This window comes from Massilia sp. LMS1-1-1.1 (genome assembly GCF_040815535.1).
Taxonomy (GTDB): domain Bacteria; phylum Pseudomonadota; class Gammaproteobacteria; order Burkholderiales; family Burkholderiaceae_D; genus Janthinobacterium; species Janthinobacterium aestuarii.
This window is the reverse complement of the sequence record NZ_JBFPNG010000023.1, coordinates 562,946-585,455: the sequence shown is the minus strand read 5'-3', so window position 1 is coordinate 585,455 and position 22,510 is coordinate 562,946. Positions and strand designations below refer to the sequence as shown.

General features: G+C 63.3%; 22 protein-coding genes. 9 read left to right on the top strand and 13 right to left on the bottom strand.

Features of this window, described 5'->3' with window-relative positions:
• Nucleotides 1-11: 11 nt before the first annotated feature.
• Nucleotides 12-854, top strand: a complete 843-nt coding sequence (locus MRBLMS1_RS17625) for a type 1 glutamine amidotransferase domain-containing protein (protein WP_485880720.1) — start codon at nt 12-14, stop codon at nt 852-854.
• A gap of 59 nt (nt 855-913) precedes the next feature.
• Here the strand turns inward: MRBLMS1_RS17625 and MRBLMS1_RS17620 are convergent, their stop codons facing one another.
• Nucleotides 914-1,339, bottom strand: a complete 426-nt coding sequence (locus MRBLMS1_RS17620) for an organic hydroperoxide resistance protein (protein ID WP_034752862.1) — start codon at nt 1,337-1,339, stop codon at nt 914-916.
• Between the two features lie 284 nt (nt 1,340-1,623).
• Between MRBLMS1_RS17620 and MRBLMS1_RS17615 the strand changes: the two genes are divergently transcribed.
• A complete protein-coding gene (locus MRBLMS1_RS17615) occupies nt 1,624-2,889 on the top strand; it encodes a histidine kinase (protein WP_128140777.1) in 1,266 nt (421 codons plus the stop codon).
• Nucleotides 2,876-3,658: a LytR/AlgR family response regulator transcription factor gene (locus MRBLMS1_RS17610; RefSeq protein ID WP_485880717.1), complete on the top strand. Its 783-nt coding sequence runs from the start codon at nt 2,876-2,878 to the stop codon at nt 3,656-3,658. The genes MRBLMS1_RS17615 and MRBLMS1_RS17610 overlap by 14 nt, the downstream gene beginning before the upstream one ends.
• 81 nt (nt 3,659-3,739) lie before the next feature.
• On the opposite strand, the gene MRBLMS1_RS17605 is transcribed toward MRBLMS1_RS17610, so the two are convergent.
• From MRBLMS1_RS17605 to MRBLMS1_RS17575, 7 genes are all read right to left on the bottom strand, one after another.
• The gene (locus MRBLMS1_RS17605; protein ID WP_485880715.1) at nt 3,740-4,783 is read right to left on the bottom strand and encodes a histone deacetylase family protein; all 1,044 of its coding nucleotides are present in this window, start codon (nt 4,781-4,783) and stop codon (nt 3,740-3,742) included.
• 28 nt (nt 4,784-4,811) lie between these two features.
• Nucleotides 4,812-6,413, bottom strand: coding sequence for a glutamate--cysteine ligase (gshA, locus tag MRBLMS1_RS17600; protein ID WP_485880713.1), 1,602 nt, complete (start codon nt 6,411-6,413; stop codon nt 4,812-4,814).
• 216 nt (nt 6,414-6,629) lie between these two features.
• Nucleotides 6,630-7,460: a peptide chain release factor N(5)-glutamine methyltransferase gene (prmC, locus tag MRBLMS1_RS17595; RefSeq protein ID WP_485880711.1), complete on the bottom strand. Its 831-nt coding sequence runs from the start codon at nt 7,458-7,460 to the stop codon at nt 6,630-6,632.
• Between the two features lie 11 nt (nt 7,461-7,471).
• Nucleotides 7,472-7,942 (bottom strand): disulfide bond formation protein B, encoded by a 471-nt coding sequence (locus MRBLMS1_RS17590; protein WP_034753580.1) that lies wholly within the window; start codon nt 7,940-7,942, stop codon nt 7,472-7,474.
• 127 nt (nt 7,943-8,069) lie between these two features.
• The gene (gene prfA / locus MRBLMS1_RS17585) at nt 8,070-9,146 is read right to left on the bottom strand and encodes a peptide chain release factor 1 (protein ID WP_485880709.1); all 1,077 of its coding nucleotides are present in this window, start codon (nt 9,144-9,146) and stop codon (nt 8,070-8,072) included.
• 98 nt (nt 9,147-9,244) lie between these two features.
• Complete coding sequence (gene hemA, locus MRBLMS1_RS17580) at nt 9,245-10,519, bottom strand: glutamyl-tRNA reductase (RefSeq protein ID WP_034752880.1); 1,275 nt, start codon at nt 10,517-10,519, stop codon at nt 9,245-9,247.
• Nucleotides 10,520-10,600: 81 nt separating this feature from the next.
• A complete protein-coding gene (locus MRBLMS1_RS17575; RefSeq protein ID WP_046681910.1) occupies nt 10,601-11,290 on the bottom strand; it encodes a response regulator transcription factor in 690 nt (229 codons plus the stop codon).
• A gap of 168 nt (nt 11,291-11,458) precedes the next feature.
• On the opposite strand from MRBLMS1_RS17575, the gene MRBLMS1_RS17570 reads away from it, so the two are divergent.
• Nucleotides 11,459-11,962 (top strand): hypothetical protein, encoded by a 504-nt coding sequence (locus MRBLMS1_RS17570; RefSeq protein WP_128140784.1) that lies wholly within the window; start codon nt 11,459-11,461, stop codon nt 11,960-11,962.
• A gap of 2 nt (nt 11,963-11,964) precedes the next feature.
• On the opposite strand, the gene minE is transcribed toward MRBLMS1_RS17570, so the two are convergent.
• The 4 genes from minE to metE form a co-directional block, all read right to left on the bottom strand.
• A complete protein-coding gene (gene minE / locus MRBLMS1_RS17565) occupies nt 11,965-12,216 on the bottom strand; it encodes a cell division topological specificity factor MinE (RefSeq protein ID WP_034752886.1) in 252 nt (83 codons plus the stop codon).
• 1 nt (nt 12,217) lies between these two features.
• On the bottom strand, nt 12,218-13,033 hold the full coding sequence (minD, locus tag MRBLMS1_RS17560) for a septum site-determining protein MinD (RefSeq protein ID WP_034752889.1): 816 nt from the start codon (nt 13,031-13,033) through the stop codon (nt 12,218-12,220).
• Between the two features lie 37 nt (nt 13,034-13,070).
• Nucleotides 13,071-13,820: a septum site-determining protein MinC gene (minC, locus tag MRBLMS1_RS17555; RefSeq protein ID WP_086137425.1), complete on the bottom strand. Its 750-nt coding sequence runs from the start codon at nt 13,818-13,820 to the stop codon at nt 13,071-13,073.
• Between the two features lie 224 nt (nt 13,821-14,044).
• Complete coding sequence (gene metE / locus MRBLMS1_RS17550) at nt 14,045-16,366, bottom strand: 5-methyltetrahydropteroyltriglutamate--homocysteine S-methyltransferase (protein ID WP_485880704.1); 2,322 nt, start codon at nt 16,364-16,366, stop codon at nt 14,045-14,047.
• A gap of 118 nt (nt 16,367-16,484) precedes the next feature.
• Here metE and MRBLMS1_RS17545 point away from each other — a divergent pair, with 118 nt between their 5' ends.
• From MRBLMS1_RS17545 to MRBLMS1_RS17525, 5 genes are all read left to right on the top strand, one after another.
• On the top strand, nt 16,485-17,393 hold the full coding sequence (locus MRBLMS1_RS17545; RefSeq protein ID WP_139091345.1) for a LysR family transcriptional regulator: 909 nt from the start codon (nt 16,485-16,487) through the stop codon (nt 17,391-17,393).
• Nucleotides 17,394-17,522: 129 nt separating this feature from the next.
• Nucleotides 17,523-18,008 (top strand): phasin family protein, encoded by a 486-nt coding sequence (locus MRBLMS1_RS17540; protein WP_128140787.1) that lies wholly within the window; start codon nt 17,523-17,525, stop codon nt 18,006-18,008.
• Between the two features lie 213 nt (nt 18,009-18,221).
• On the top strand, nt 18,222-19,400 hold the full coding sequence (locus MRBLMS1_RS17535; protein WP_034752893.1) for an acetyl-CoA C-acetyltransferase: 1,179 nt from the start codon (nt 18,222-18,224) through the stop codon (nt 19,398-19,400).
• Between the two features lie 211 nt (nt 19,401-19,611).
• Nucleotides 19,612-20,352, top strand: coding sequence for an acetoacetyl-CoA reductase (gene phbB, locus MRBLMS1_RS17530; protein ID WP_034752894.1), 741 nt, complete (start codon nt 19,612-19,614; stop codon nt 20,350-20,352).
• Nucleotides 20,353-20,468: 116 nt separating this feature from the next.
• Nucleotides 20,469-21,899 (top strand): hypothetical protein, encoded by a 1,431-nt coding sequence (locus MRBLMS1_RS17525; RefSeq protein WP_485880700.1) that lies wholly within the window; start codon nt 20,469-20,471, stop codon nt 21,897-21,899.
• Here MRBLMS1_RS17525 and MRBLMS1_RS17520 read toward each other — a convergent pair.
• Complete coding sequence (locus tag MRBLMS1_RS17520; RefSeq protein WP_485880698.1) at nt 21,836-22,456, bottom strand: LysE family translocator; 621 nt, start codon at nt 22,454-22,456, stop codon at nt 21,836-21,838. The two genes, MRBLMS1_RS17525 and MRBLMS1_RS17520, sit on opposite strands and share 64 nt — an antisense overlap.
• Nucleotides 22,457-22,510: the final 54 nt, after the last annotated feature.

Sequence of the window (22,510 nt, the reverse complement as noted above, 5' to 3'; positions counted from 1 at the left end):
AAGGCCACACCATGAAAAAATTACTGATCAGCAGCCTGTTGCTCGCCGCCTTTTCCACCGCTCAGGCGGCCGAGGTCCTCGTCGTGCTGTCGGACGCCAATCACCTCGAGCTGCGCGACGGCAAGGTCTTCCCGACGGGTTTTTATCTGAATGAATTGATGCAGCCCGTGAAGAAGCTGCTCGACGCGGGCCACACGGTGACGTTCGCCACGCCGCAGGGCAAGGCGCCCACCCTGGACGCGAGCTCGGATACGGTCGATTACTTTGGCGGCGACGCCGCCGCGCACGCGGCGCACAAGGCACTGCTGGACCAGCTGGCGCTGACGGTGCCGGGCCGCTCGCCCGTGATCAGCCTGAAGCGCGTGGAGCAGATCGGTTATGGCCACTACGCGGCCGTGCTGGTGCCGGGCGGCCACGCGCCGATGCAGGATCTGTTGAAGGATGCCAGCCTGGGCGCCTTGCTGCGCCAGTTCCACGCGGATGGCAAGCCGACGGCGCTGCTGTGCCATGGCCCCATCGCCTTGCTGTCGGCTTTGCCGCAGGCGGCAGCGTTTGCGGCCGCGCTGGAAGCGGGACGCACGCCGCCCAAGCCGGCGGACTGGATCTACAGCGGCTACCGCATGACGGTGATCAGCAATCAGGAAGAACTGGCGGCGCAAGGCGCGCTGAAGGGCGGGACGATGAAGTTCTATCCGCAGTCGGGCTTGCAGGCGGCCGGCGCGCGCTATGTGCAGAACCAGGCGCCGTGGACCAGCAACGTGGTGGTCGACCGCGAACTGATCACGGGAGAGAATCCCGCCTCGGCGCCGGCCCTGGCGGACAAGCTGCTGCAGGCGCTGCAGGTGTTGCGTTAACGAAAAATCCCCGGCGGCGTCAGGGCGCGGCCGGGGAGTGTCAGTACGTGCGGCCGGGATTAGACGATCGTCAAGGTGACGTCGATGTTGCCGCGCGTGGCGTTCGAGTACGGGCAGACGATGTGGGCGGCGGCGACCAGCGCTTCGGCGGCGGCGCGTTCCATGCCTGGCAGCGAGATTTTCAGTTCCACTTCGATGCCGAAGCCCGTTTCGATGGCGCCGATACCGACGTTGCCTTCGATGGACAGATCCGCTGGCACGGCGATCTTGTCGCGGCCGCCGACGAATTTCATGGCGCCGATGAAGCAGGCCGAGTAGCCGGCGGCGAACAGTTGTTCCGGGTTGGTGCCGACGGCGCCATTGCCGCCCAGTTCTTTTGGCGTGGTCAGCTTGACGTCCAGCACGTTGTCGGACGACACGGCACGGCCTTCGCGGCCTCCGGTGGCGGTGGCTTGAGCGCGGTACAGGACTTGTTTGATCGACATGATGGTTTCCTTTAGGTAGATAAATAGGTGGCTACTAAATAGTGTACTACTTGTTTCATGGGCTCTCGCCCCAGGATCTCCGTCTGCAGAAGCACTTGCCGGCGTCCATGTACATAATATATATCGCGTGCTATTTAATTGCAAGCGATTTTATTTTGAAGTGGCGCGGATTGATGCTTTATTTTGCAGCCTTTGTCGCCACTACTTGGCTTCCATCGCATAATGGCCACCGCCGCCGGGGCCGATGGTTATGCTTGGCCCACTTCAAACCCCAAGGAAAAATCATGACTAGCCTCTTCTTTATCCTGCGCATCACCGTGGCCACGATGCTCACCTACATCATCGCCACGGCGATCCTGGTCGAGAACTTCCTGCGCTATATCTTCGGGAATACGGAAGGCTTCTTTGTCATCGTCGGCGCGCTGCTGGCCAGCGCCGTCATCACGAATGCGTTTTCGCACGTGCGGCGCGTGCGCCTGATCGCCGGCGCCGTCAATGCCGGCACGCTGTCGAGCCGCCAGCGGCGCCAGATCGAGATCCCGTTCGAAGCGGGCGAAACGTTCGACATGATCGACGCGGCCATCCGCGAATTGCCGGGCAGCGAAGTGGTCGAAAGCGCGCGCGACAGCCTGCAAGTGCAGGCTAGAGTGCGCCGTGCCGCGCCCTACACGCACACGGGCTTGCCCCGCATGCGCGTGCTCGGTTTCCTCGAGCCGCGGCCGAACCAGATCCTAGCCACCGTCACGCCGAATGGCGAGGCGGGCAGCGTGACCCTGATCTGCGAACCGGCGCGCAATGCCTGGACCGACTGGTTCCTCGTTGACCATGGCAGCAACCTGGAAAACGCGGAAGCGGTGACGCGGGCGTTGACGCGCCGCGTGGCGCAGCGCCGGCGCGGCGAGCAGGCCGAGGCGCGCCAGACGGTGACGGAAAAGGAGCTCACGGTGGCCAAGCTGAGCCTGTTGCATGCGCAGGTCGAGCCGCACTTCCTGTACAACACCCTGGCCAGCGCGCAGCTGCTCACGCGCAGCGACCCCGTGCGCGCCGACGAAATGCTGGGCAATCTGATCCTGTACCTGCGCCATTCACTGCCGCGTACGGAGCAAGCCATGTCGACCCTGGGCACGGAGCTGGAACGGGCGCGCGCCTACCTCGATATTTTGAAAATCCGCATGGGCGGGCGTTTGAACCTGCAGATCGAAGTGCCGCAATACCTGCGCCAGGTGGAACTGCCGCCGATGATGCTGCAAACCCTGGTGGAAAACGCCATCAAGCATGGCCTGGAGCCGAAAAGCGGCGGCGGCACCATCTGGATCATGGCGCGCAGCGGCGACGGCACGGTGATCGTCACGGTGGCCGACGACGGCAAGGGTTTCAGCGACGACGGCGCCGGCACGGGCATCGGACTGCGCAATGTGCGCGAACGCTTGCGCCTGACCTACGGCAATGCCGCCGCGTTTGCCATCGTCGCCAATTTCCCCGATGGCGTGACAGCCACCATCACGGTGCCGGACAGCACGGCGCAAGGAGTGTCGTATGCATCAGCCTGAGATGACTTGCGTGATCGCCGAGGACGAAACCCTGCTGCGCGACGCGCTCGTGGCCCTGCTGACCGAAGAGTGGCCGGCACTGCGCATCGTCGCCGCCTGCGATGACGGCGGCACGGCGCTCGAGGCCATCGCCACGCACAAGCCCGACGTCGCCTTCCTCGATATCCGCATGCCGGGCCTGACGGGGCTGGAAGTGGCGGCCGGCGCGCTCGAAGCGAGTCCCGCCACGCAGGTGGTGTTCGTCACGGCCTACGACCAGTACGCGATCGATGCCTTCGACAAGGGCGCCGTCGATTATCTGTTGAAACCGATTGGACGCGAGCGCCTGCAAGCGACCCTGCAGCGTGTGCAGGCGCGGGCCGGCAAGGCCCGGGCGGGCGGCGGCGCGCTGGCCGGCCTGCTGCAGCAATTGAGTAGTGCTTTGCCGGCCGCCGCCAAGTCGCCGCCGCTGGTGTGGCTGACGGCCAGCAGCGGCAAGGATACGCGGCTGATCATGGTGGAAGACATCGCCTATTTTCAGTCCGACACCAAGTACACGGCCGTCATGACGGCGGACGGCGAAGCGCTGCTGCGCAAGCCGATCCGCGAACTGCTCGACGTGCTCGACCCGGCCATCTTCAAGCAGATCCACCGTTCCACCATCGTCAACATGAAGATGGTGGCCTCCGTGACGCGCGACGAGGTCGGGCGCGGCGCCTTGCGCCTGAAGACGCGGCCGGAAACGCTGGCCGTGAGCCAGCCGTTCATGGCGCTGTTCCGGAATATGTAGAGCTGCTAAAGCCGGGGTCAGACCCTCAACACCGCTAACGCCAGGCTCACCGTCAACGTGGACGGGGGTCTGACCCCAGAATTACTCCGCCGTTTCAAAACCTTCAAGCACATTGACGACATTGATGCCGATTTCCTTCACCGCATAGCCGCCTTCGAGGATGAAGGCGGTGGGCAGGTTCAGATGCGCGAGGCGTTCGCCCACGCGCAGGTAGTCGCCGCTTTGCAGGGCGAAGTGCGACAGCGGGTCGCCGGCGAAGGTGTCGACACCGAGCGAGACCACCAGCGCGTCGGGCGCGTACATATTGATGCGTAGGCAGGCCGTTTCCAGCGCCGCGAACCAGCTGGCCGTGGTGCTGCCGGCCGGCAGCGGCAGGTTCACGTTGTAGCCGAGCCCCGCGCCGCTGCCCGTCTCGTCGGCGTGGCCCAGATAAAACGGGTATTCGCTGCGCGGGTCGGCGTGGATGGAGGCGAACAGCACGTCATCGCGCTGGTAAAAGATGCTCTGGGTGCCGTTGCCGTGGTGGTAGTCGATATCGAGGATGGCGACCTTGCGCGCGCCGTCGTCGAGCAGGTGCTGTGCGGCCAGGGCCGCGTTATTGAGAAAACAGTAGCCGCCAAAAAAGTCGCTGCCCGCGTGGTGGCCTGGCGGGCGCGTGAGGGCGAACGTGGCGCGCTCGCCCAGGCGCAGCGCGTGGGCCGCGTTGACGGCGCAGTCGGCGCCCGTCTTGGCCGCCGTCCATGTGCCGGCCGTCAGCGGCGTGCCATTGTCCATCGAGTACAGGCCCAGCTTGGCCGTGAAATCGTCCGGTTCGATATCGCTGCGCAAGGTGCGCACGGGCCACACGGATGGCAAGGCGTCCTTGCCCACGTTGTCGGGGTCGAGCGCCAGCCAGTCGTGCCAGGCGTGGCGCAAAAAATGCAGGTAGCGGGGCGTGTGGATGCGCTCGAGCGACGTCAGCGGCACGCCATGCGGCGTGACGATGCGGCCCAGGTTGCGCCGCCCCAGCTCGGCCACCACCATGTCGGCCCGTTCGGGCGTCTCGAAGCAGGGCACCATGGCGCCGCGAAACATCTCGAAGCGGCCCCGGTGCTGGCCGTGCAATTCATTGTAGAAAGTCAGCATGGGGCGCCAGGCAGGAAGTCGGGCAGGATCAGGTGTGCGAGCACAGGGTGCTGGCGCGGTAGGCGGCGGCGAAATCGTCGAAGCTGCCGGCCGGTGCCGCTTCCATGGCGCGCTGCTCGGCCAGCGAGCTGGCGGCCATCGCGTCGAAATACGCACTTTGCTCGGGTGTGGGCGGATGCGCGCGGAAAAATGCCGCATGGCGTTCGCTTTGCTGCAGGCCGAAGGCGGCAAACGAGCCGCCGTTGGCGCGCAGCTCGGCCAAGACCTTCGCCGATGGCGTCGCATCGGGATTGGCCAGTTTGACGGCTTGCGCCGCCAGGCTGTCCGCGTGCTGCGTGTCGCCATGGCGCGCGTCGAGCAAGGCTGCCACCGGTGCGATACGCGCCAGCAATTCCTCGCCCCACGCCTGCAAGCCGATGTCCTCGCCATCGCGGCGCAGGCTCAAGCCCGGCTTGCGGCCTTCCTTGACGGTACGGGCGAAATTGTTCGTGTAGCAGGCGCTTTGCTCGGCCGAAATGGGACCGCTGTCGTCGAGCGCGCAGAACAGCAGGAAGGCGTCGAGGAAGCGGCCCGTTTCCAGGCTGATGCCGACCGGTTCGAACGGGTCGACGTCCATGCAGCGCACTTCGATGTATTGCACGCCGCGAAGGCACAGGGCCTGGATCGGGCGCTCGCCCGTGCGGATCACCCGTTTCGGGCGAATGGTCGAATAGTATTCATTTTCGATCTGCAGCACGTTGGTGGACAGCTGAATCCACTCGCCATCTTTTTTGGTTCCCAGCGCTTCGTACGGCGGATACGGATCGTTGACGGCGTGCGTGAGCGCGTTGACGTAGTCTTCCAGGCTGTTTTCGTGCGGGCGCAGGCCCGACTGGGCGTCGTTCTGGTAGCCGAGGTCGCTCATGCGCAGGCTGGTGGCGTACGGCAGGAACAGGGTGTCGTCGGACAAGGTGTCGAGTTTGTGCGCGCGGCCGCGCAGGAAACCGGCGGACAGGGCCGGCGAGGCGCCGAACAGGTACATCAGCAGCCAGCTGTAGCGGCGGAAATTGCGGATCGTTGCCAGATAGCTTTCCGACTGCACGTCTTTCGGCGTGGCTGCCGCCTGCGTGGCGCTGGCGCTGGTGTCCGGATTGCTGGCCAGCACTTGCCACAGCTGCTCGTCGAGCGAATAGTTGTAATGGATGCCGGCGATGCATTGCATGGCTTTGCCATAACGCAAGGCCAGGCCGCGGCGGTAGACGTGCTTAAGCATGCCCATGTTCGACGTGCCGTAGTTGGCGATCTCGATCTCCGCTTCGGGCGGCAGCTGGCACGGCATCGACTGGCTCCACAGCAACTCGTCGCCGAGGCGGCTGTAGGCGTGGCGGTGCACGGTGTCGAGCTTGTCGAGCGTGACGCCGATGTCGGCTTCGGCCGGGGTGATGAATTCGAGCAGCGCCTCGGCGTAGTCGGTGGTGATTTCAGGGTGCGTCAGCGCCGAGCCCAGAGCGGCGGGATGGGGCGTGGAAGCCAGATGGCCGGCGTGGTCGACGCGCAGGGTTTCACGTTCGATGCCGCGCAAGCCGCCCAGCAGCGCGCGGTTGGCATCTTCGGTCAGCAATGCCAGGCGGCGAGTCAACAGGTTGGGCAATTTGAGCTTCCTTTCTTGTGCAGCATATAAATAATTTGTGCTGAGATTAACCGAATTTTGGCAAATGCGTCGGCGCCGGCCCAAAAAACGCCGCGTCGCCAGCGTCCGTCCCGGGCAACGGGGACGGCGCTTCGGTCAGGAATTCGCTTGATAGTTTAACAAACTGCGGGGGGATCTGGCGCGCTGCCGGGTCAAGCTTTGCGCAGGTGGCGGCCGTCAGCCCAGGCGGGCGCCGCTGACCCGTTCGATGCCGGCCAGGTCGCGCCAGCTTTGCACTTTGCTGTAGCCGGCGTCGGCCAGCAAGCCGCGCACGGAAGCCGCCTGGTCGTAGCCGTGCTCCATCAGCAGCCAGGCGCCTGAGGCCAGGTGGCGCGCGGCGCCGGAAACGATGGTGCGCAGGGCCGACAAGCCGTCCGCGTGGTCGGTCAGCGCGCCCGTCGGCTCGAAGCGCAGATCGCCTTCGGCCAGGTGGCGGTCGCCGCTGGCGATGTAGGGGGGATTGGAGACGATCAGGTCGAATTTTTCCGTGCCCAGCGCTTCGAACCAGTCGCTGGCCATGAAGGTGATGTTGACGCCGTTGGCGCTGGCGTTGCGGCGCGCCACGGCCAGCGCCGCGCTGCTCACGTCCAGGGCCGTGACGACGGCGTCGGGCCGCGTGTGGGCGAGCGCGACGGCGATGGCGCCGCTGCCCGTGCCCATATCGAGCACCCGTCCGCCCGGTGGCAGGCGCTCGAGCGCCAGTTCCACCAGCACTTCCGTGTCGGGACGGGGAATCAGCACGGCGTCGTTCACTTCGAACGGCAGGCCGAAAAATTCGCGCTGGCCGACGATGTAGGCGATCGGCTCGCCCTGCAGGCGGCGCGCCAGCAAGCTGGACAGGCGCAGCGCTTCGTCCGCAGTAAGTACACGCTCCGATTGCGTGATCAGGCTCACGCGCGACAGGCCCAGCGCGTGGCCCAGCAAAATGCGGTTATCGAGCGGATCGAGCAGCGGACGGATTTGCAGGGCGCCGACAGTGCTGCCGGCGGGAATCAAGGTTTCTGGCATGGTGCTTTCAATTATTTCTGACGGCGCAGCAAGGTCCACAGCATGGCGATGGCGAAGATGGCGAACCAGGCGAAGGCCCATTGCGGGATCGACAGGCCGAAAAACGGCTCGCCGGCGCTTTCGCAGGCGCCGTACGATTCAAACATGAAGGGCATGAGTTCGGCCGTGAAGACCTTGTTCAGCGCCGTTTCCACCGGATCGATGCCGCACGAGAAGCCGGGGTTGGCCAGCACGTACAAATGCTTGGCGCCCACGCCCAGGCCGCCAAGGGCCGCCAGCAAGCCGACGCTGGCGCCGATTTTTGGCCGGTTGGCCACCGCGCCAGCCAGGCAGGCGATGCCGATGGCGAGGAACAAGTAGCGCTGGATCACGCACAGCGGGCACGGCGCCATGTTCATGGCATGCTGCAAATACATGGCCACGCCCAGCATCAGGAAACACAGGGCGGCGGTCAACAGGAGGACGGTGCGTGAATTTTTCATGGGCGACACGGTGAGGTGGATGGAATCGAGCAGGTCATTTTCGCACAAGGGCCGATTTTTATTGCTTAGCCGCTACTTAAAGCTGTCGGCTTACGCGCAGCGTAAGCCGACGCAACGGCGCCAGCGTTTAATCGCCCAGGGCAGCCAACAGTTCCGCTTGATGTTCCGCCGCCAGCGCATTCGTCAACTCCGTCAAATCCCCATCCATGATGAAGTCGAGCTTATATAACGTCAGATTGATGCGGTGGTCCGTCAGCCGGCCTTGCGGGAAATTATATGTGCGGATGCGCTCGCTGCGGTCGCCCGAGCCAATCAGGCTCTTGCGCGTGGCCGCTTCCTTCGATTGCTGTTCGCGCAGCTGCACGTCCTTGATGCGCGCGGCCAGCACTTTCATCGCTTGCGCCTTGTTCTTGTGCTGGCTGCGGTCATCCTGGCATTCGACCACGATACCGGTCGGCAAGTGGGTGATGCGCACGGCCGAATCCGTCTTGTTGATGTGCTGACCGCCGGCGCCCGAGGCGCGGTAGGTGTCGATGCGCAAGTCGGCCGGGTTGATGTTGACGTCTTCGACTTCATCGGCTTCCGGCATCACGGCCACCGTGCAGGCGGACGTGTGGATGCGCCCTTGCGTCTCCGTGGCCGGCACGCGCTGCACGCGGTGGCCGCCCGATTCGAATTTCAGCTTCGAATATGCGCCATTGCCCACCACGCGCACGATCACTTCGCGGTAGCCGCCCAGGTCGGAATCGGACGAGGACACGAGTTCCACCTGCCAGCGGTTGCGCTCGGCAAAGCGCGTGTACATGCGCAGCAGGTCGCCCGCGAACAGCGCCGATTCGTCGCCGCCCGTGCCGGCGCGAATTTCCAGGAAGATGTTGCGCTCGTCATTGACGTCCTTCGGCAGCAGCATGGTCTGCAGTTCGCGCTCGAGCCGCGCCATGGTGGTTTTCGCCGCCTCGATTTCTTCCTGGGCGAATTCCTTCATGTCCGGATCGCCGAGCATCTCTTGCGCCGCCGTAATATCGTTGCCCGCTTCCTGGTAGGAACGGTACAGGGCCACCAGCGGGCCCAGTTCGGCGTGCTCGCGCGTCATCTTGCGGTAGCTGTCCATGTTCGACGTGGCGTCCGGATGCATCAGCAGTTCGTCGAGTTCGACCAGGCGGTTCGCCAGTTGATCGAGTTTGGCCAGCATGGATGGTTTCATAGCGATTCGCGGTAAAAGAGTGTAGGGATGGTGCCGGTTCTGCAACTACGCGGCAGGCGGGCAGGGGTGGCCGCGCGCAGGCGGCCGGCGGGGCTGCGCTAACGGCGGGGGCGGAACAGTTTCGGCAGCAGGGTGACCAGCTGCTTGCGCTCGTCGCCTTGCGCGTGGTGCAGCGCCTGCTGCGGGCCGTGCAGGAACTTGGCCGTCAAGCCTTTCGACAGCGCTTCGAGGACGGCGTCGATGTCGGCGCCCTTGGCCAGCATCTTGCGCGCCCGTTCCACTTCCATCAGGCGCAACGATTCGCTGTTTTCATGCAAATGCTGGATGACGGGCACCATGGCGCGGTCGTCGACCCAGCTCATGAACGATTGCACGCGCGTCTCGATGATGGCTTCGGCTTGCGCCACGGCCGCTTGCCGGCTTTCCAGGCCCGTCTGCACGACCTTGCCCAGGTCGTCGACCGTGTACAGGAAAACGTCGTTCAAACGGCCCACTTCCGCTTCGATGTCGCGCGGCACGGCCAGGTCGACCATGAACATGGGCTTGTGGCGCCGTGCCTTGATGGCGCGCTCGACCAGGCCCAGTCCCAGCAGCGGCAACGATGACGCCGTGCACGAGATGACGATGTCGAACTGGTGCAGCTGCTCCGGCAAGTCCGCCAGGCGGATGGCCTTGCCGTTGAAGCGGTGAGCCAGCTCCTCGCCCCGTTCCATGGTGCGGTTGGCAATGGTGATGCTTTTCGGGTTTTGCGCCGCAAAGTGCGTGGCGCACAGTTCGATCATTTCGCCGGCGCCGATGAACAGCACGTTCTGCTCGGCGATCTTGTCGAAGATGCGCTGCGACAGGCGCACGGCGGCGGCCGCCATGGACACGCTGTGGGCGCCGATTTCCGTGCTGCTGCGCACTTCCTTGGCGACGGAAAAGCTGCGCTGGAACAACTGGTGCAGATACGTGCCCAGGCCGCCCGCCTCGTCGGCCGTGCGGATCGCATCCTTGATCTGGCCCAGAATCTGCGTTTCGCCCAGCACCATCGAATCGAGCCCGGAGGCGACGCGGAAGGTGTGGCGCACGGCATCGTGCTGCGGCAGCATATACAAGTGGGGGCGCAGCTCGCTGTAGTTGAGCTGGTGGTAGTCGGCCAGGAAATGCGCGCCCGCGTCGAGCGGATTGGGCACGTGGCTGGCCGCATACAGCTCGGTGCGGTTGCACGTCGACAGGATGGCCGCTTCGTCGTTGTCGCGCAGGTCGATGCGCTGGAACCAGGTACGCGCCGCCATCACCGCCGAACCCAAGTGCTCAGGCGCAAACGCCAGCTGTTCGCGAAGCGACACTGGGGCGGTGGTATGGTTGAGGCCGACGGCGAGCAGTTGCATTTCAGGGCTGTTGGGGTGACTTATGCCGACATTATAGCGCTTTGTGCCCGCGCTTTGAGCAGGTCAGCCGTTTGCCGCCGTTCAGCCGCCAAGTTTTTCCAGGCGATAACCGTAGCTGTAGACGGGCACGAGCCTGTAACCATGTTCCGGTTTCAACTGCAGCTTGTTGCGTACACGCGAGACGTGGGTATCCATGGTGCGCGAGGGCAGGGCCGTGTCGCGCTGCCACACGGCTTCGTGGATGTAGGCGCGCGACAGGGGACGGCCCAGGTTGCGGAAAAACAGCAGCGCCAGGGCAAATTCCTTGTGCGTCACGTCCAGCACTTCGCCATCGCGCAGCAGGCGGCCAGGGCGGGTTTCAAACGTGTAATGGCCGAACTGCAAGTACTCGGCGCCATTCTGGGCCGGGTAGGCCACGCGCAACAGCGCCTGGGTGCGCAAGGTCAGTTCGCTGCGCCGCAGGGGCTTGATCATGTAGTCGTCGGCACCGGCCGTCATGCCCGCCACCACGTCGTCTTCGCCGGAACTGTTGGTCATAAACAACACGGGCGCCTTCGGCGCCAGTTTTTCGCGGGCACGGCGCAAGACTTCCGCACCGTCCAGATCGCTCACATGCCAGTCGAGTATGAGCATGTCGCAACTGTCCTTGCGCAGTTGCCCCAGCATTTCCTTACCACTCTGAAACTCGTGGCAAGCGTGGCCGGCGGCGGTGAGCACCTGGCAGATCAGCTCTGCCTGGCTATGGTCGCTATCGAGTACGGCAATTCGCATAATTGGCTGGAGTGTGTAGCAACAAACAGACGGTCTGCTCTGCTTATCGTAATGTTAAGGAATGCTCAAGTGAAATATAACAGAGATTGCAACTGTGTCCAGTGAAATCGGAGGGCAGAGCCTTTACGTTACACTTGTTCATCTACCCCCTACTGTGGAGAAGCGGCCATGTCAGACAAGAGCACTACGGATTGGACACTGATACCGGCCAGTCGTGCGGAAATCGAGCAAGTGCGCGAGCGTTGCCGGCGCCTGGTGCAGCGGCGCGCGATGATGTCGGCGGGCGCCTCGGCCATTCCCATTCCCGGCGTCGACCTGATGTCCGACGTGGGCCTGTTTTCCATGCTGATCAACGATATCAACCACGAATTCGGCCTCACGCCCGAGCAGATCGAGCGCCTGAACCCGCAGTTCAAGATGATGGCCTACCGCGCGGCGGTGGGCATGGGCGGCATGCTGGTGGGAAAGCTAGTGTCGCGCGAACTGATCCTCCACCTGCTCAAGCGCAGTGGTGTCAAGATAGCCACCAAGCAGGTGGCGCGCTTCGTGCCGTTCGCCGGCCAGGCGGTGGCGGCAGCCATCGGCTACGCCGTGTTCCGCCAGATCGGCAACCAGCACGTGAACGCCTGCGCCGCGGTGGCGCAGGAATTGCTCACGGTGCGGCCGAGTTAAATTTATGCGTCCGGCAGCACCACGTTGACGTCGAGCACTTCCAGGTTGCCCTGGCGGTCCAGCGAAATCTTGATGTCGTCGGCGTTGACCTTGGTGTACTTGGAAATGACGGCGATCAATTCCTTGTGCAGGGCGGGCAGGAAGTCGGGACCATCGCGTCCGCTGCGTTCGCGGGCGATGATGATCTGCAGGCGTTCCTTGGCCGCGGTGGCCGTCTTCGGCTTGGGGGGGAAGAGGAAAGAAAGCAAGGCCATATCACTTCGCCCCAAAAATGCGCTGGAGTAATCCAGGCTTTTCATAGTTGGTAAAGCGCAACTCGACTTCTTCGCCGAGGAAACGCGAGACCACGTCTTCATAGGCTTGCGCCACGTCCGTGCCCGTGAAATGGATGGCCGGATTGCCCTGGTTCGAGGCGGCCAGCACTTGTTCCGATTCCGGAATGATGCCCACCAGCGGAATGCGCAGGATTTCCTGCACGTCCTGGTAAGACAGCATTTCATCCGATTCCACGCGTTTCGGCGAGTAGCGGGTGATCAGCAAATGTTCCTTGACCGGCTCGCCGCCCGTCTGCGCGCGGCGCGACTTGGCTTGCAGGATGCCGAGGATGCGGTCCGAATCGCGCACCGACGACACTTCCGGATTGGTGACGATGATGGCTTCGTCGGCGAACGTCAACGCCATCAGCGCGCCATGCTCGATGCCGGCCGGCGAATCGCAGATGATGAACTCGAAACCCATGTTGATCAGGTCGTTCAACACGCGTTCCACGCCTTCTTCCGACAAGGCATCCTTGTCGCGCGTTTGCGAGGCGGGCAGAATGAACAGGTTGTCGCAGTGCTTGTCCTTGATCAGGGCCTGGTTCAGGGTGGCCTCTTTATTGATCACATTGATCAGGTCGTAGACGACGCGGCGCTCGCAACCCATGATCAGGTCGAGGTTACGCAGGCCTACGTCGAAGTCGAGCACGGCTGTCTTGTGGCCGCGCATGGCCAGGCCAGTGGAAAAACTGGCGCTAGAGGTCGTCTTGCCGACACCGCCCTTGCCGGACGTCACAACAATAATTCTTGCCACAAATAATCCTTTTCAGATATCTCTTGAATTGTGCAGCTTAAGAGCGGTTCACGGGAGTGACCGGATTGACAGAGTGTATATCGATTCTGTCTCCAGCCAAACGAATTTGCGCGGGTCCGCGCGCCATTTCCGCAGGGAAACCATCCTCGAACGTGCGGTACACGCCGGCGATCGAGACCAGTTCCGGTTCCATTGCCAGCGCGAAGATGCGCGCCTGGGGATTGCCCGAGGCGCCGGCCAGCGCGCGGCCGTACAGCGAGGAGTACACGTGGATGCTGCCGTCGGCGATGATTTCGGCGCCATTGTTGACGACAGCGGTGATGATCAGGTCGCAGCCGCGTGCATAAATGCGCTGGCCGGCCCGCACGGGCGTGTCGATCACCATCACCTGGGCGTCGGCGCCCGACTGGGCCGCCGCCGTGGGCGTATCCTTGGGGCCATCCTTGGGCGGCGCATCGTCGCGCGTCTTGCCGCTGTCGAGGCTCAAGCCTTGCGCCAAGATGGCGTCATGCATGTCGGCCGGCGCATTGCGCACGGCCACGGCATTCAAACGGTATTTCTTCAGCAGGGCCACGAGGGCGGCCCAGTCGATGGGCACGCTGCCGGGCGGCAAGGCGGCCACGTCCAGCACGGCCAGGTCGTCCTCGAAAAAGTCGGCCACGCCTCCCGTCATGTCGCGCAAGGCGGCATCGAGGGCCTGCGTATCGGCGCTATGCATGATGGCGGAGACAGCAACGACGGTGGAAATCTTGATTTCGATAGGCTTCTGCGACGGGCTTTTGGACATAAACATTTATCAAAGTGAAACTGCGGCAGGCCAGATGTTCCGTACGGCAACAATGGGAGCAGTAAATTTCTTGCATTCTACTGCAAAAAAATCGGCGTCAGGGGCCTGGCGCATGCTATTCCGCAGGGCAACACCTACTTCATGTCAAAAAAAACGGACGGCGCCCCGGAAAACCGGCGCGCCGCCCTGAAAGCAGCCCTGCATGCGGCTTGGGTCGGCTTATGTCATGCAGCCGCGCGCATCTGCCGCGCCGCCGCGACCATATTCTTTAAAGCCGCTTCCGTTTCCACCCAGCCCCGCGTTTTGAGGCCGCAGTCCGGGTTGACCCATAAATGGGCCGCTGGAATCACGGCGCTGGCTTTTTGCAGCAATGCCACCATGTCGGGTGTCGAGGGGATGCGCGGCGAGTGGATGTCGTACACGCCGGGGCCGATTTCGTTCGGATATTGAAATTGGCCAAAGCCCGTCAGCAACTCCATGTCCGAGCGGCTCGTCTCTATCGTGATGACGTCGGCGTCCATGGCGGCGATCTGCGGCAGGATGTCGTTGAACTCGGCATAGCACATGTGGGTGTGGATCTGCGTCGCGTCGCTGACGACGGACGCGGCGATGCGGAAGGCGCGCGTGGCCCAGGCCAGGTAAGTATCCCACTGGCCGCGGCGCAGCGGCAAGCCTTCGCGGATGGCCGGCTCGTCGATCTGGATGATGCCGATGCCGGCCGCTTCCAGGTCGGCCACTTCGTCGCGGATGGCCAGGGCGATCTGCAGCGCCGTGGTGGCGCGCGGCTGGTCGTCGCGCACGAACGACCATTGCAAGATCGTTACCGGCCCCGTCAGCATGCCCTTCACCGGTTTATGCGTCAGGCTTTGCGCGTGCACCGTCCAGGCCACCGTCATGGCGGCCGGGCGCTGCACGTCGCCATAGATGACGGGCGGCTTGACGCAGCGCGAGCCGTACGATTGCACCCAGCCGTGACGCGTGAAGATAAAACCGTCCAGTTGCTCGCCGAAGTATTCGACCATGTCGTTGCGTTCCGCTTCGCCATGCACGAGCACGTCCAGGCCCAGCGCTTCCTGGCGGCCCACGGCGTGGGCGATTTCGGCGCGCATCTGCTGTTCGTAATCGGCGATGGCCAGTTCTCCCCGCTTGAAACTCGCGCGGGCGGCGCGGATGGCCGTCGTCTGCGGGAAGGAACCGATGGTTGTCGTCGGGAAGTCGGGCAACTGGAAACGCGCACGCTGCACGGCCTGGCGCAGCGGGAAGCTGGAATCGCGGCGGTCCACGGTGGGCGTCAGCGCTTGCAGGCGCTGCGTCACCGATGAACGGTGCACGCGGGCGCTGGCGCGGCGGCTGGCAATGGCCAGACGAGACACAGCTAGTGCGGCCTCATCGGGATGGCCCGTCAGCGCGTCCTTCAGCAGCGCAATTTCTGCCAGTTTTTCCGTGGCGAACGCCTGCCAGGTCCGGATTTCACCGTCGAGTTCCGTTTCCGCTTCCAGGCTGAACGGCACGTGCAGCAAGGAGCACGACGGCGCCAGCCACAGCTGGCCATTGCGCTTGGCCGCCAGCGGCTGCAGCACGACCAGGGCCGCGTCAAGGTCGGTGCGCCAGATGTTGCGCCCGTCGACGATGCCGATCGACAAGACTTTATGCGCGGGCAGCCAGTCCGTGACACTGATCAGTTCATGCGGCGCGCGGATGCCGTCCACGTGCAGGCCGGCCACGGGCAGGCGGCATGCCAGGCTGAGGTTTTCTTCCAGCGGCGAGAAATACGTGGCCAGCAGGATATTGATACCTACCTGGTTCAGCTGCCAGTAGGCGCTCTCGAAGGCGCTGCGCCACGTGGTGGGCAAGTCCAGGCCCAGGATCGGTTCGTCGACCTGCACCCACGCCACGCCTTGTTGTTTCAGACGGTCGAGCAGGGCGCCGTAGACGGGCAGCAATTGTTCCAGCAGGGACAGGCGGTCGAAGCCGTGTGTCTTTTCCTTGCCCAGCCACAGGAAGGTGAGGGGGCCGATCAGGGCCGCCTTGACCTGGTGGCCCAGCGCCTGCGCCTCGGCCACTTCCGCCAGCAGGCGCTCGCAAGCGAGAGAAAACCGGGTCTGCGGCGACAATTCGGGCACCAGGTAATGGTAATTGGTGTCAAACCACTTGGTCATTTCCAGCGCGGCAGTGCCTGCTGCGTGTGCAGGGTGCGCGTGGTCGCAGTCCGCGTGCTCCGCATGCGTGCCGGTCTCTGCACCGCGCGCCATCGTGAAATAGCGCGACAGCGGCGACTGCTCTGGCGCAAAGCTGAAACGGGGCGGTTCGCAGCCCAGCAGCTGGATATGGTTGGCCACCTGGTCGTAAAAGGCGAAGTCGCCCACGGTAACGTAGTCGAGCCCTGCATCGCGTTGCAGCGCCCAGTGGCGCGCGCGCAATTGCCGGCCCGTCGCTTCCAGCGCTGTTTCGGACAGCTCGCCGCGCCAGTGGCTTTCCAGCGCCAGTTTCAGTTCGCGCGCGGCGCCGATACGGGGAAAGCCAAGAATGTGGGTATGAATGGTCATGATGTCATCGAGATTTAATGTGAATGCGCTAGAGTGTGCGGCAACTTGGTCTATAATCAAAACGAAACATTTTGACGAATAACATGAAAATAATTCACGTACAGCAACCAATTTTCCGATGCTAGAAATCCGCCACCTGCGCACCCTGAGTGCCCTGCGTTCGTCCGGCAGCCTGGTGCGTGCCGCGCAGCTGCTCAACCTGACCCAGTCGGCCCTGTCGCACCAGATCCGTTTGCTCGAAGAGCGTTACAAGGCGCCCCTGTTCGAGCGCAAGTCGATGCCGATCGCGTTTACGGCCACCGGCAGCCGGCTGCTGGAGCTGGCCGACAAGCTGCTGCCCGAGATCGAGCTGGCCGAGCGCGACGTGGCGCGCCTGTCGCAGGGCGACCAGGGACAGTTACGCGTGGCGCTCGAATGCCATACCTGCTTCGATTGGCTCATGCCCGTGATGGATGCGTTCCGCCAGCGCTGGCCGGAAGTGGAAATCGATCTTGTCTCCGGCTTTCACAGCGAACCGGCGGACTTGCTGCGTTCGGGCGAGGCGGACCTGGTCATCGGTTCGCCATATGGCCCCGATTTCACCGTGTTTCCCCTGTTCCGCTTTGAAATGCTGGTGGTGATGGCGCAGAAGCACCGGCTGCAGGCGCAGCGCCGGCTGGCGGCGGCCGACTTTACGGGCGAGACCTTGATTACCTATCCCGTGCCGGAAGAGCGCATCGATCTGATCCGCGAAGTGCTCAAGCCCGCCGGCATCCAGTTTGAGCGCCGCACAGCCGAATTGACGGTCGCCGTGCTGCAGCTGGTGGCAAGCCGGCGCGGCATCGCCGCCTTGCCGAACTGGGCCATCAAGAATTACGTCGATTACGATTATGTGGTGGCGCGCCCGGTGGGCGAGCACGGCCTGTGGAGCGATTTGTACGTGTCCGTGCCCGAGCAGTTGCAGGACAAGGCATACGTGCGTGATTTCGTCAGCGTGATACGCGAGCAGTGCGCGGCCTCGCTCGATGGTATCAAGTTGTTGTCCTGATCAACGTTGAGTTGGAAACAAACCAACAGGAATGTTTGATAAATATCAAGGTTTAGCAATGAACCACCGCTTACAGTTGAGCACTGTGCGGCGCAACATGGCGCTGCCTACTCTTTGGGGAGGAACGACATGTTTTCATTTTCCGAACAATGGGCACTGGCTGGCAAGGCCGTGGTGGAAGCACAATTGGTCAGCGCGCAAGCGTATGCCCAGGCCGCCGTCGATAGCGGCGCCAGCGTGCTGGACTTGCAGCTCGATGCGGCCCGCACGGCGCTGGCGGCCGCTACGGTGGCGGGCAATCAGCTGCTGTCCGTGAAGGACCCGCAAGCGCTGCTGCAACTGTCGCGCACGCAGTCGCAACTGGCCATCGAGCGCATCGGTGCATATGGCCGCCAGGCAAAGGATGTTGCCCAAGAAACCCAAGAGAAATTCGACACTGTGACAAAGGGTGAGTTTGCTGCATCGCGTCAAAAATTTGGCGAGCTGTTGCAAGTGGTAAAGCAAACCCCCGTACCCCTGATTATTCCCTTCAATAATTTTCTAAAAACCACTTTCGGCAGCGCCGATGAAGGGTATGATAAAAATAAAAACACGCGTCCTGCGCCCCAGGCGTAAGCGTTTTGCGGCCCGGCAGCGGCTATCCGCCGCGCCAGGCCATCCGCCAGTACCGCAAGCAGGCTGTCATCGCCGCCGCCAGCGGTGCGGCGCTGGAACTGCGGCGCATGCCGCGCTAGAATGAAACGCAGCTTGCTGTGTCTTTCCGAATTCTCATTGGATTCTATTAACACCTTGACCTTGGCCCTCGTGGCCTGCATATCGGAGAAATAAATGGATGATGTCGTAATCGTGGCCGCTGGCCGTACCGCAGTCGGCAAATTCGGTGGCAGCCTGGCCAAGATTCCTGCGTCCGAACTGGGCGCGCATGTAATCAAGGGCTTGATGGCACAAACCGGCATCGACCCGAACCTGATCGGCGAAGCGATCCTGGGCCAGGTGCTGACAGCCGCCGTCGGCCAGAACGCCGCGCGCCAGGCCGTCATCAAGGCTGGCCTGCCCAGCGCCATCCCGGCATTTACCATCAACAAGGTTTGCGGCAGCGGCCTGAAGGCCACGCACCTGGCGGCGCAAGCGATCAAGTGCGGCGACGCCAACATCATCATCGCCGGCGGCCAGGAAAACATGAGCGCTTCGCCGCACGCGATGAACGGCTCGCGCGACGGTTTCCGCATGGGCGACTTCAAGATGATCGACACCATGATCGTCGACGGCCTGTGGGACGTGTACAACCAGTACCACATGGGCATCACGGCGGAAAACGTCGCCAAGAAATACGAAGTGACGCGCGCCGAGCAGGATGAATTCGCGCTGCAGTCGCAACTGAAAGCGGAAGCGGCGCAAAAAGCGGGCAAGTTCAAGGATGAAATCCTGCCGCTGGAAATCGCCAACAAAAAAGGCACCGTGGTCTTCGACAGCGATGAATACATCAAGCCCGGTTCGACCCTGGAATCGCTGTCCGGCCTGCGCCCCGCGTTCGCCAAGGACGGTACTGTTACCGCCGGCAATGCGTCGGGCCTGAACGACGGCGCCGCCGCCGTGATCATGATGTCCGCTTCGCAAGCGAAAGAACTGGGCTTGAAGCCGCTGGCGCGCATCAAGGCTTACGCATCGTCGGGCCTGGACCCTGCCGTCATGGGCATGGGCCCCGTCTCCGCCTCGCGCCTTTGCCTGAAAAAAGCCGGCTGGACGCATGAAGAGCTGGACCTGATGGAAATCAACGAAGCGTTTGCCGCGCAAGCGATTGCCGTCAACAAGGAAATGGGCTGGGATACCAGCAAGATCAACGTGAACGGCGGCGCGATCGCCATCGGCCACCCGATCGGCGCCTCCGGCGCGCGCATCCTGGTCACCCTGATCCACGAAATGATACGCCGCGACGCCAAAAAAGGCCTGGCAGCCTTGTGCATCGGCGGCGGCATGGGTGTTGCTTTAGCGATCGAGCGGGATTAAGTAGCTGGCACCGCACCCAAGCTACTGCGCGGCGCGCTTTGCGGCCTGCGATGCTCACCGTGCTAGAGCACGGTTGCGCTTCTTAGCCACAAATCATCGCCGCTCGCTACGCTTGGATACGGTGCGGTACGGCGCTGTGGTTCAACGGTTGTGGACTACTTTCACTAAATAATTAACTTTTTAGCAATAGAACGACACTGAGGGGATGAAAATGGCAAGAGTTGCATTGGTAACTGGTGGCATGGGCGGTCTGGGCGAAGCGGTGTGTTTCAAGCTGGCGGCGCTCGGCTATCGCGTGGTGACCACATATTCCCCAGGCAATCCGAAGGTCGCGGAATGGCTGGCGACGACGAAGGACATGGGTTATGACTTCAAGGCGTATCCGTGCGACGTGGCTGACTACGATTCGGCGGCTGCCTGCGTGGCGGCCGTGGAAGCGGAAATCGGTCCTGTCGACGTGCTGGTGAATAACGCCGGCATCACGCGCGACATGACGTTCAAGAAGATGGACAAGCCGAACTGGGATGCCGTCATGAGCACCAACCTCGATTCCGTCTTCAACATGACCAAGCCCGTCTGCGACGGCATGGTGGAACGCGGCTGGGGCCGCATCATCAATATTTCGTCCGTCAACGGCCAGAAGGGCGCCTTCGGCCAGACCAACTATTCGGCCGCGAAAGCCGGCATGCATGGTTTCACCAAGTCGCTGGCGCTGGAAGTGGCGCGCAAGAACGTCACCGTCAACACCATCTCGCCAGGCTACATCGGCACCAAGATGGTCATGGCGATTCCACAGGAAGTGCTCGACAGCAAAATCATCCCGCAAATTCCGATGGCGCGTCTGGGCAAGCCGGAAGAAGTGGCCGGCCTGGTGGCCTACCTGGCTTCCGATGAAGCGGCGTTCGTCACGGGCGCCAACATCTCGATCAACGGCGGCCAGCACATGTCGTAATCGTTGTTGAGGTAAAAAAGAGAGACAGCTTCGGCTGTCTTTTTTTATGCTTGCCAGCAAAACAAGGGGATGGCCGGATTTGCCTTAAAATCAGCATTTCTTCACTGCATCATTCCATGACCCTTGTTCCCGCCTTGCGCCGCGCCAGCGTGGCCGCCATCCTTTTCCTGGGCGCCAGCGCGGCCCAGGCCAGCGTTGCGTTCCACGTCACGGTAACTACCGAACGCGTCAACCAGCCCGGCGTGAAAACCAGCTTGCCCGCGCGCACCACGCAGGAAAGCGATGTCGTGCTGGGCCCGCATTACCTGAGCGTGCGCGATGGCAAGGCCTTGTCGGTGTTGGACTTTGCCACGCGACGCCGCCACGTCATCGATATGGCGGCGTCTACCTACGACACGTATTCGCTGTTCGACGTGGCGGGTTTTCGCGTCTTCGAGCTGCGCCACCGGCAGGGGATCGCCGGCATCTTGAAGGCGGGCGGCCTTGAGCAGCACGCAACGCTGCCCGTGTATGAGGAGCAAGCTTTATCGGTGCTGGACAACAAGCGGCGCGGCGCGCTGCAGCCCCAGCTGCTCGATGGCGCCGTGCTGTGGTCGCTCGACGGACACCCCCTGCTGCGCCTGGGCATTGCCGGCAGCCCCGTCAGCGGCGACGATGCGACGGCGTTTGCCCAGTATGTGCGCTACACCTGGGGCGGCCACCCGCTGGTACTGAAGCTGCTGGCCGACGGCAAGCGCATTCCCGCCGACTTCACCTTGCACTACGAGGAAGTGGGCGGCACGGTCGCGCGCCATTTCCGCGTCAGCGCCATGACGGCGGGGGCGCCCGCCACCTATTCGCTGACCGCCTACCGGCTACGCCCGCTGGCGGCCGACGCGCCGCCGCTCGAAAGAGTGCTGGCGCAGGCGGCGTCGCTGCCGCCGTTGAGCCCCCAGGCGCATCCAGCGCTGCGGGCCGAGGCGGAGCGCCTGTTTGCGGTAGACAAACCCTTCGAGGCTTTCTTGACCATGCTGGAAGACCATTTTTCCACGGGCGCGCTGGTCGAAAAACTGTCGCTTCAGCAACAACGGGCCATGCAGGAGTGCCAGCCCATCCACGATTTGACGCGGGGATTGCAGGCCAAGGACAAGGACAAGGAGGGTATCGCGGACGCGCTGGCCACCGTGCAGGAATTGAGGAAGCAAACGGGAATGGAGCAACCCGTCCTGGCCTTGTTCGAGGGGAATTTGCGCGCCAAGCTGGGGCAATGGCCGCAAGCGACGGCCTTGTATCTGCAAGTGCTGCAGGCAAAGCCGCAGATGGCGGCCGTGTACCAGGATCTGGGCGACGCCTTGCTGGCGCAATTCGATGCGCCAAATGCCTGGCGCAGCTGGGATGCGGGCCGGGCCATGGCGCCGTCGCTACGGCAATTTCGCAAGGTCAACGACCTTGAGCGCAGCCTGCTGAACGATTATCCTGCCTTCTTTGCCGACGTTAAATCAATTCAGCCCAGCACCAGCCGTCCGGCCAGCAGCACGAAGACGGAGGGCAGCACGAACTTGCCGTAAGGCGAAGGCTTGCCGCGCAGGCGGCGCGCTAGGCGCGCGGCCAGCACGGCGTAGATGGCGTCGAACAGCAGGCCCATCAGCACCAGAACGGCACCCAGGCGCAGGTATTGCATGCCGACCTGTTCGCTGCCGGCGACGAATTGCGGCAGGAACATGCTGCAAAACAGCAGTGCCTTCGGATTGAGCAGATTCGTCAGGAAGCCGCGCACCAGGCTGGCGCGGGCGCTGTGCGCCGTGGCGGGGGCCGCTTCTTCCGGCGCCGTTTTGCTCGACAGGGCCGACTGCAGCAAGCGCAGCGCCAGGTACAGCAGGTAGGCGGCGCCTGCCCATTTGACCCACTGCAAGGCTTGCGGATGCGTCACCATCAGCGCCGCCAGGCCCGCGCCCGCCAGCGCCACGTGGACGGCGCGCGCGCCAGCGATGCCCAGCGCCGTCACCAGCGCCGTGGCCACGCCGCGCGCGGCGCCCGTGGCCAGCACCAGCGCCATGTCGGGACCCGGTAATAAAAAGGCGCCGGCCAGTGCCAGCAGGTACATCAGGAAGGTAGAATCGGACATGGGCCAGTCGAAAAGAAAAGCGGGAGCATGCGCACGGTGCAGCCTGCTCGCCGG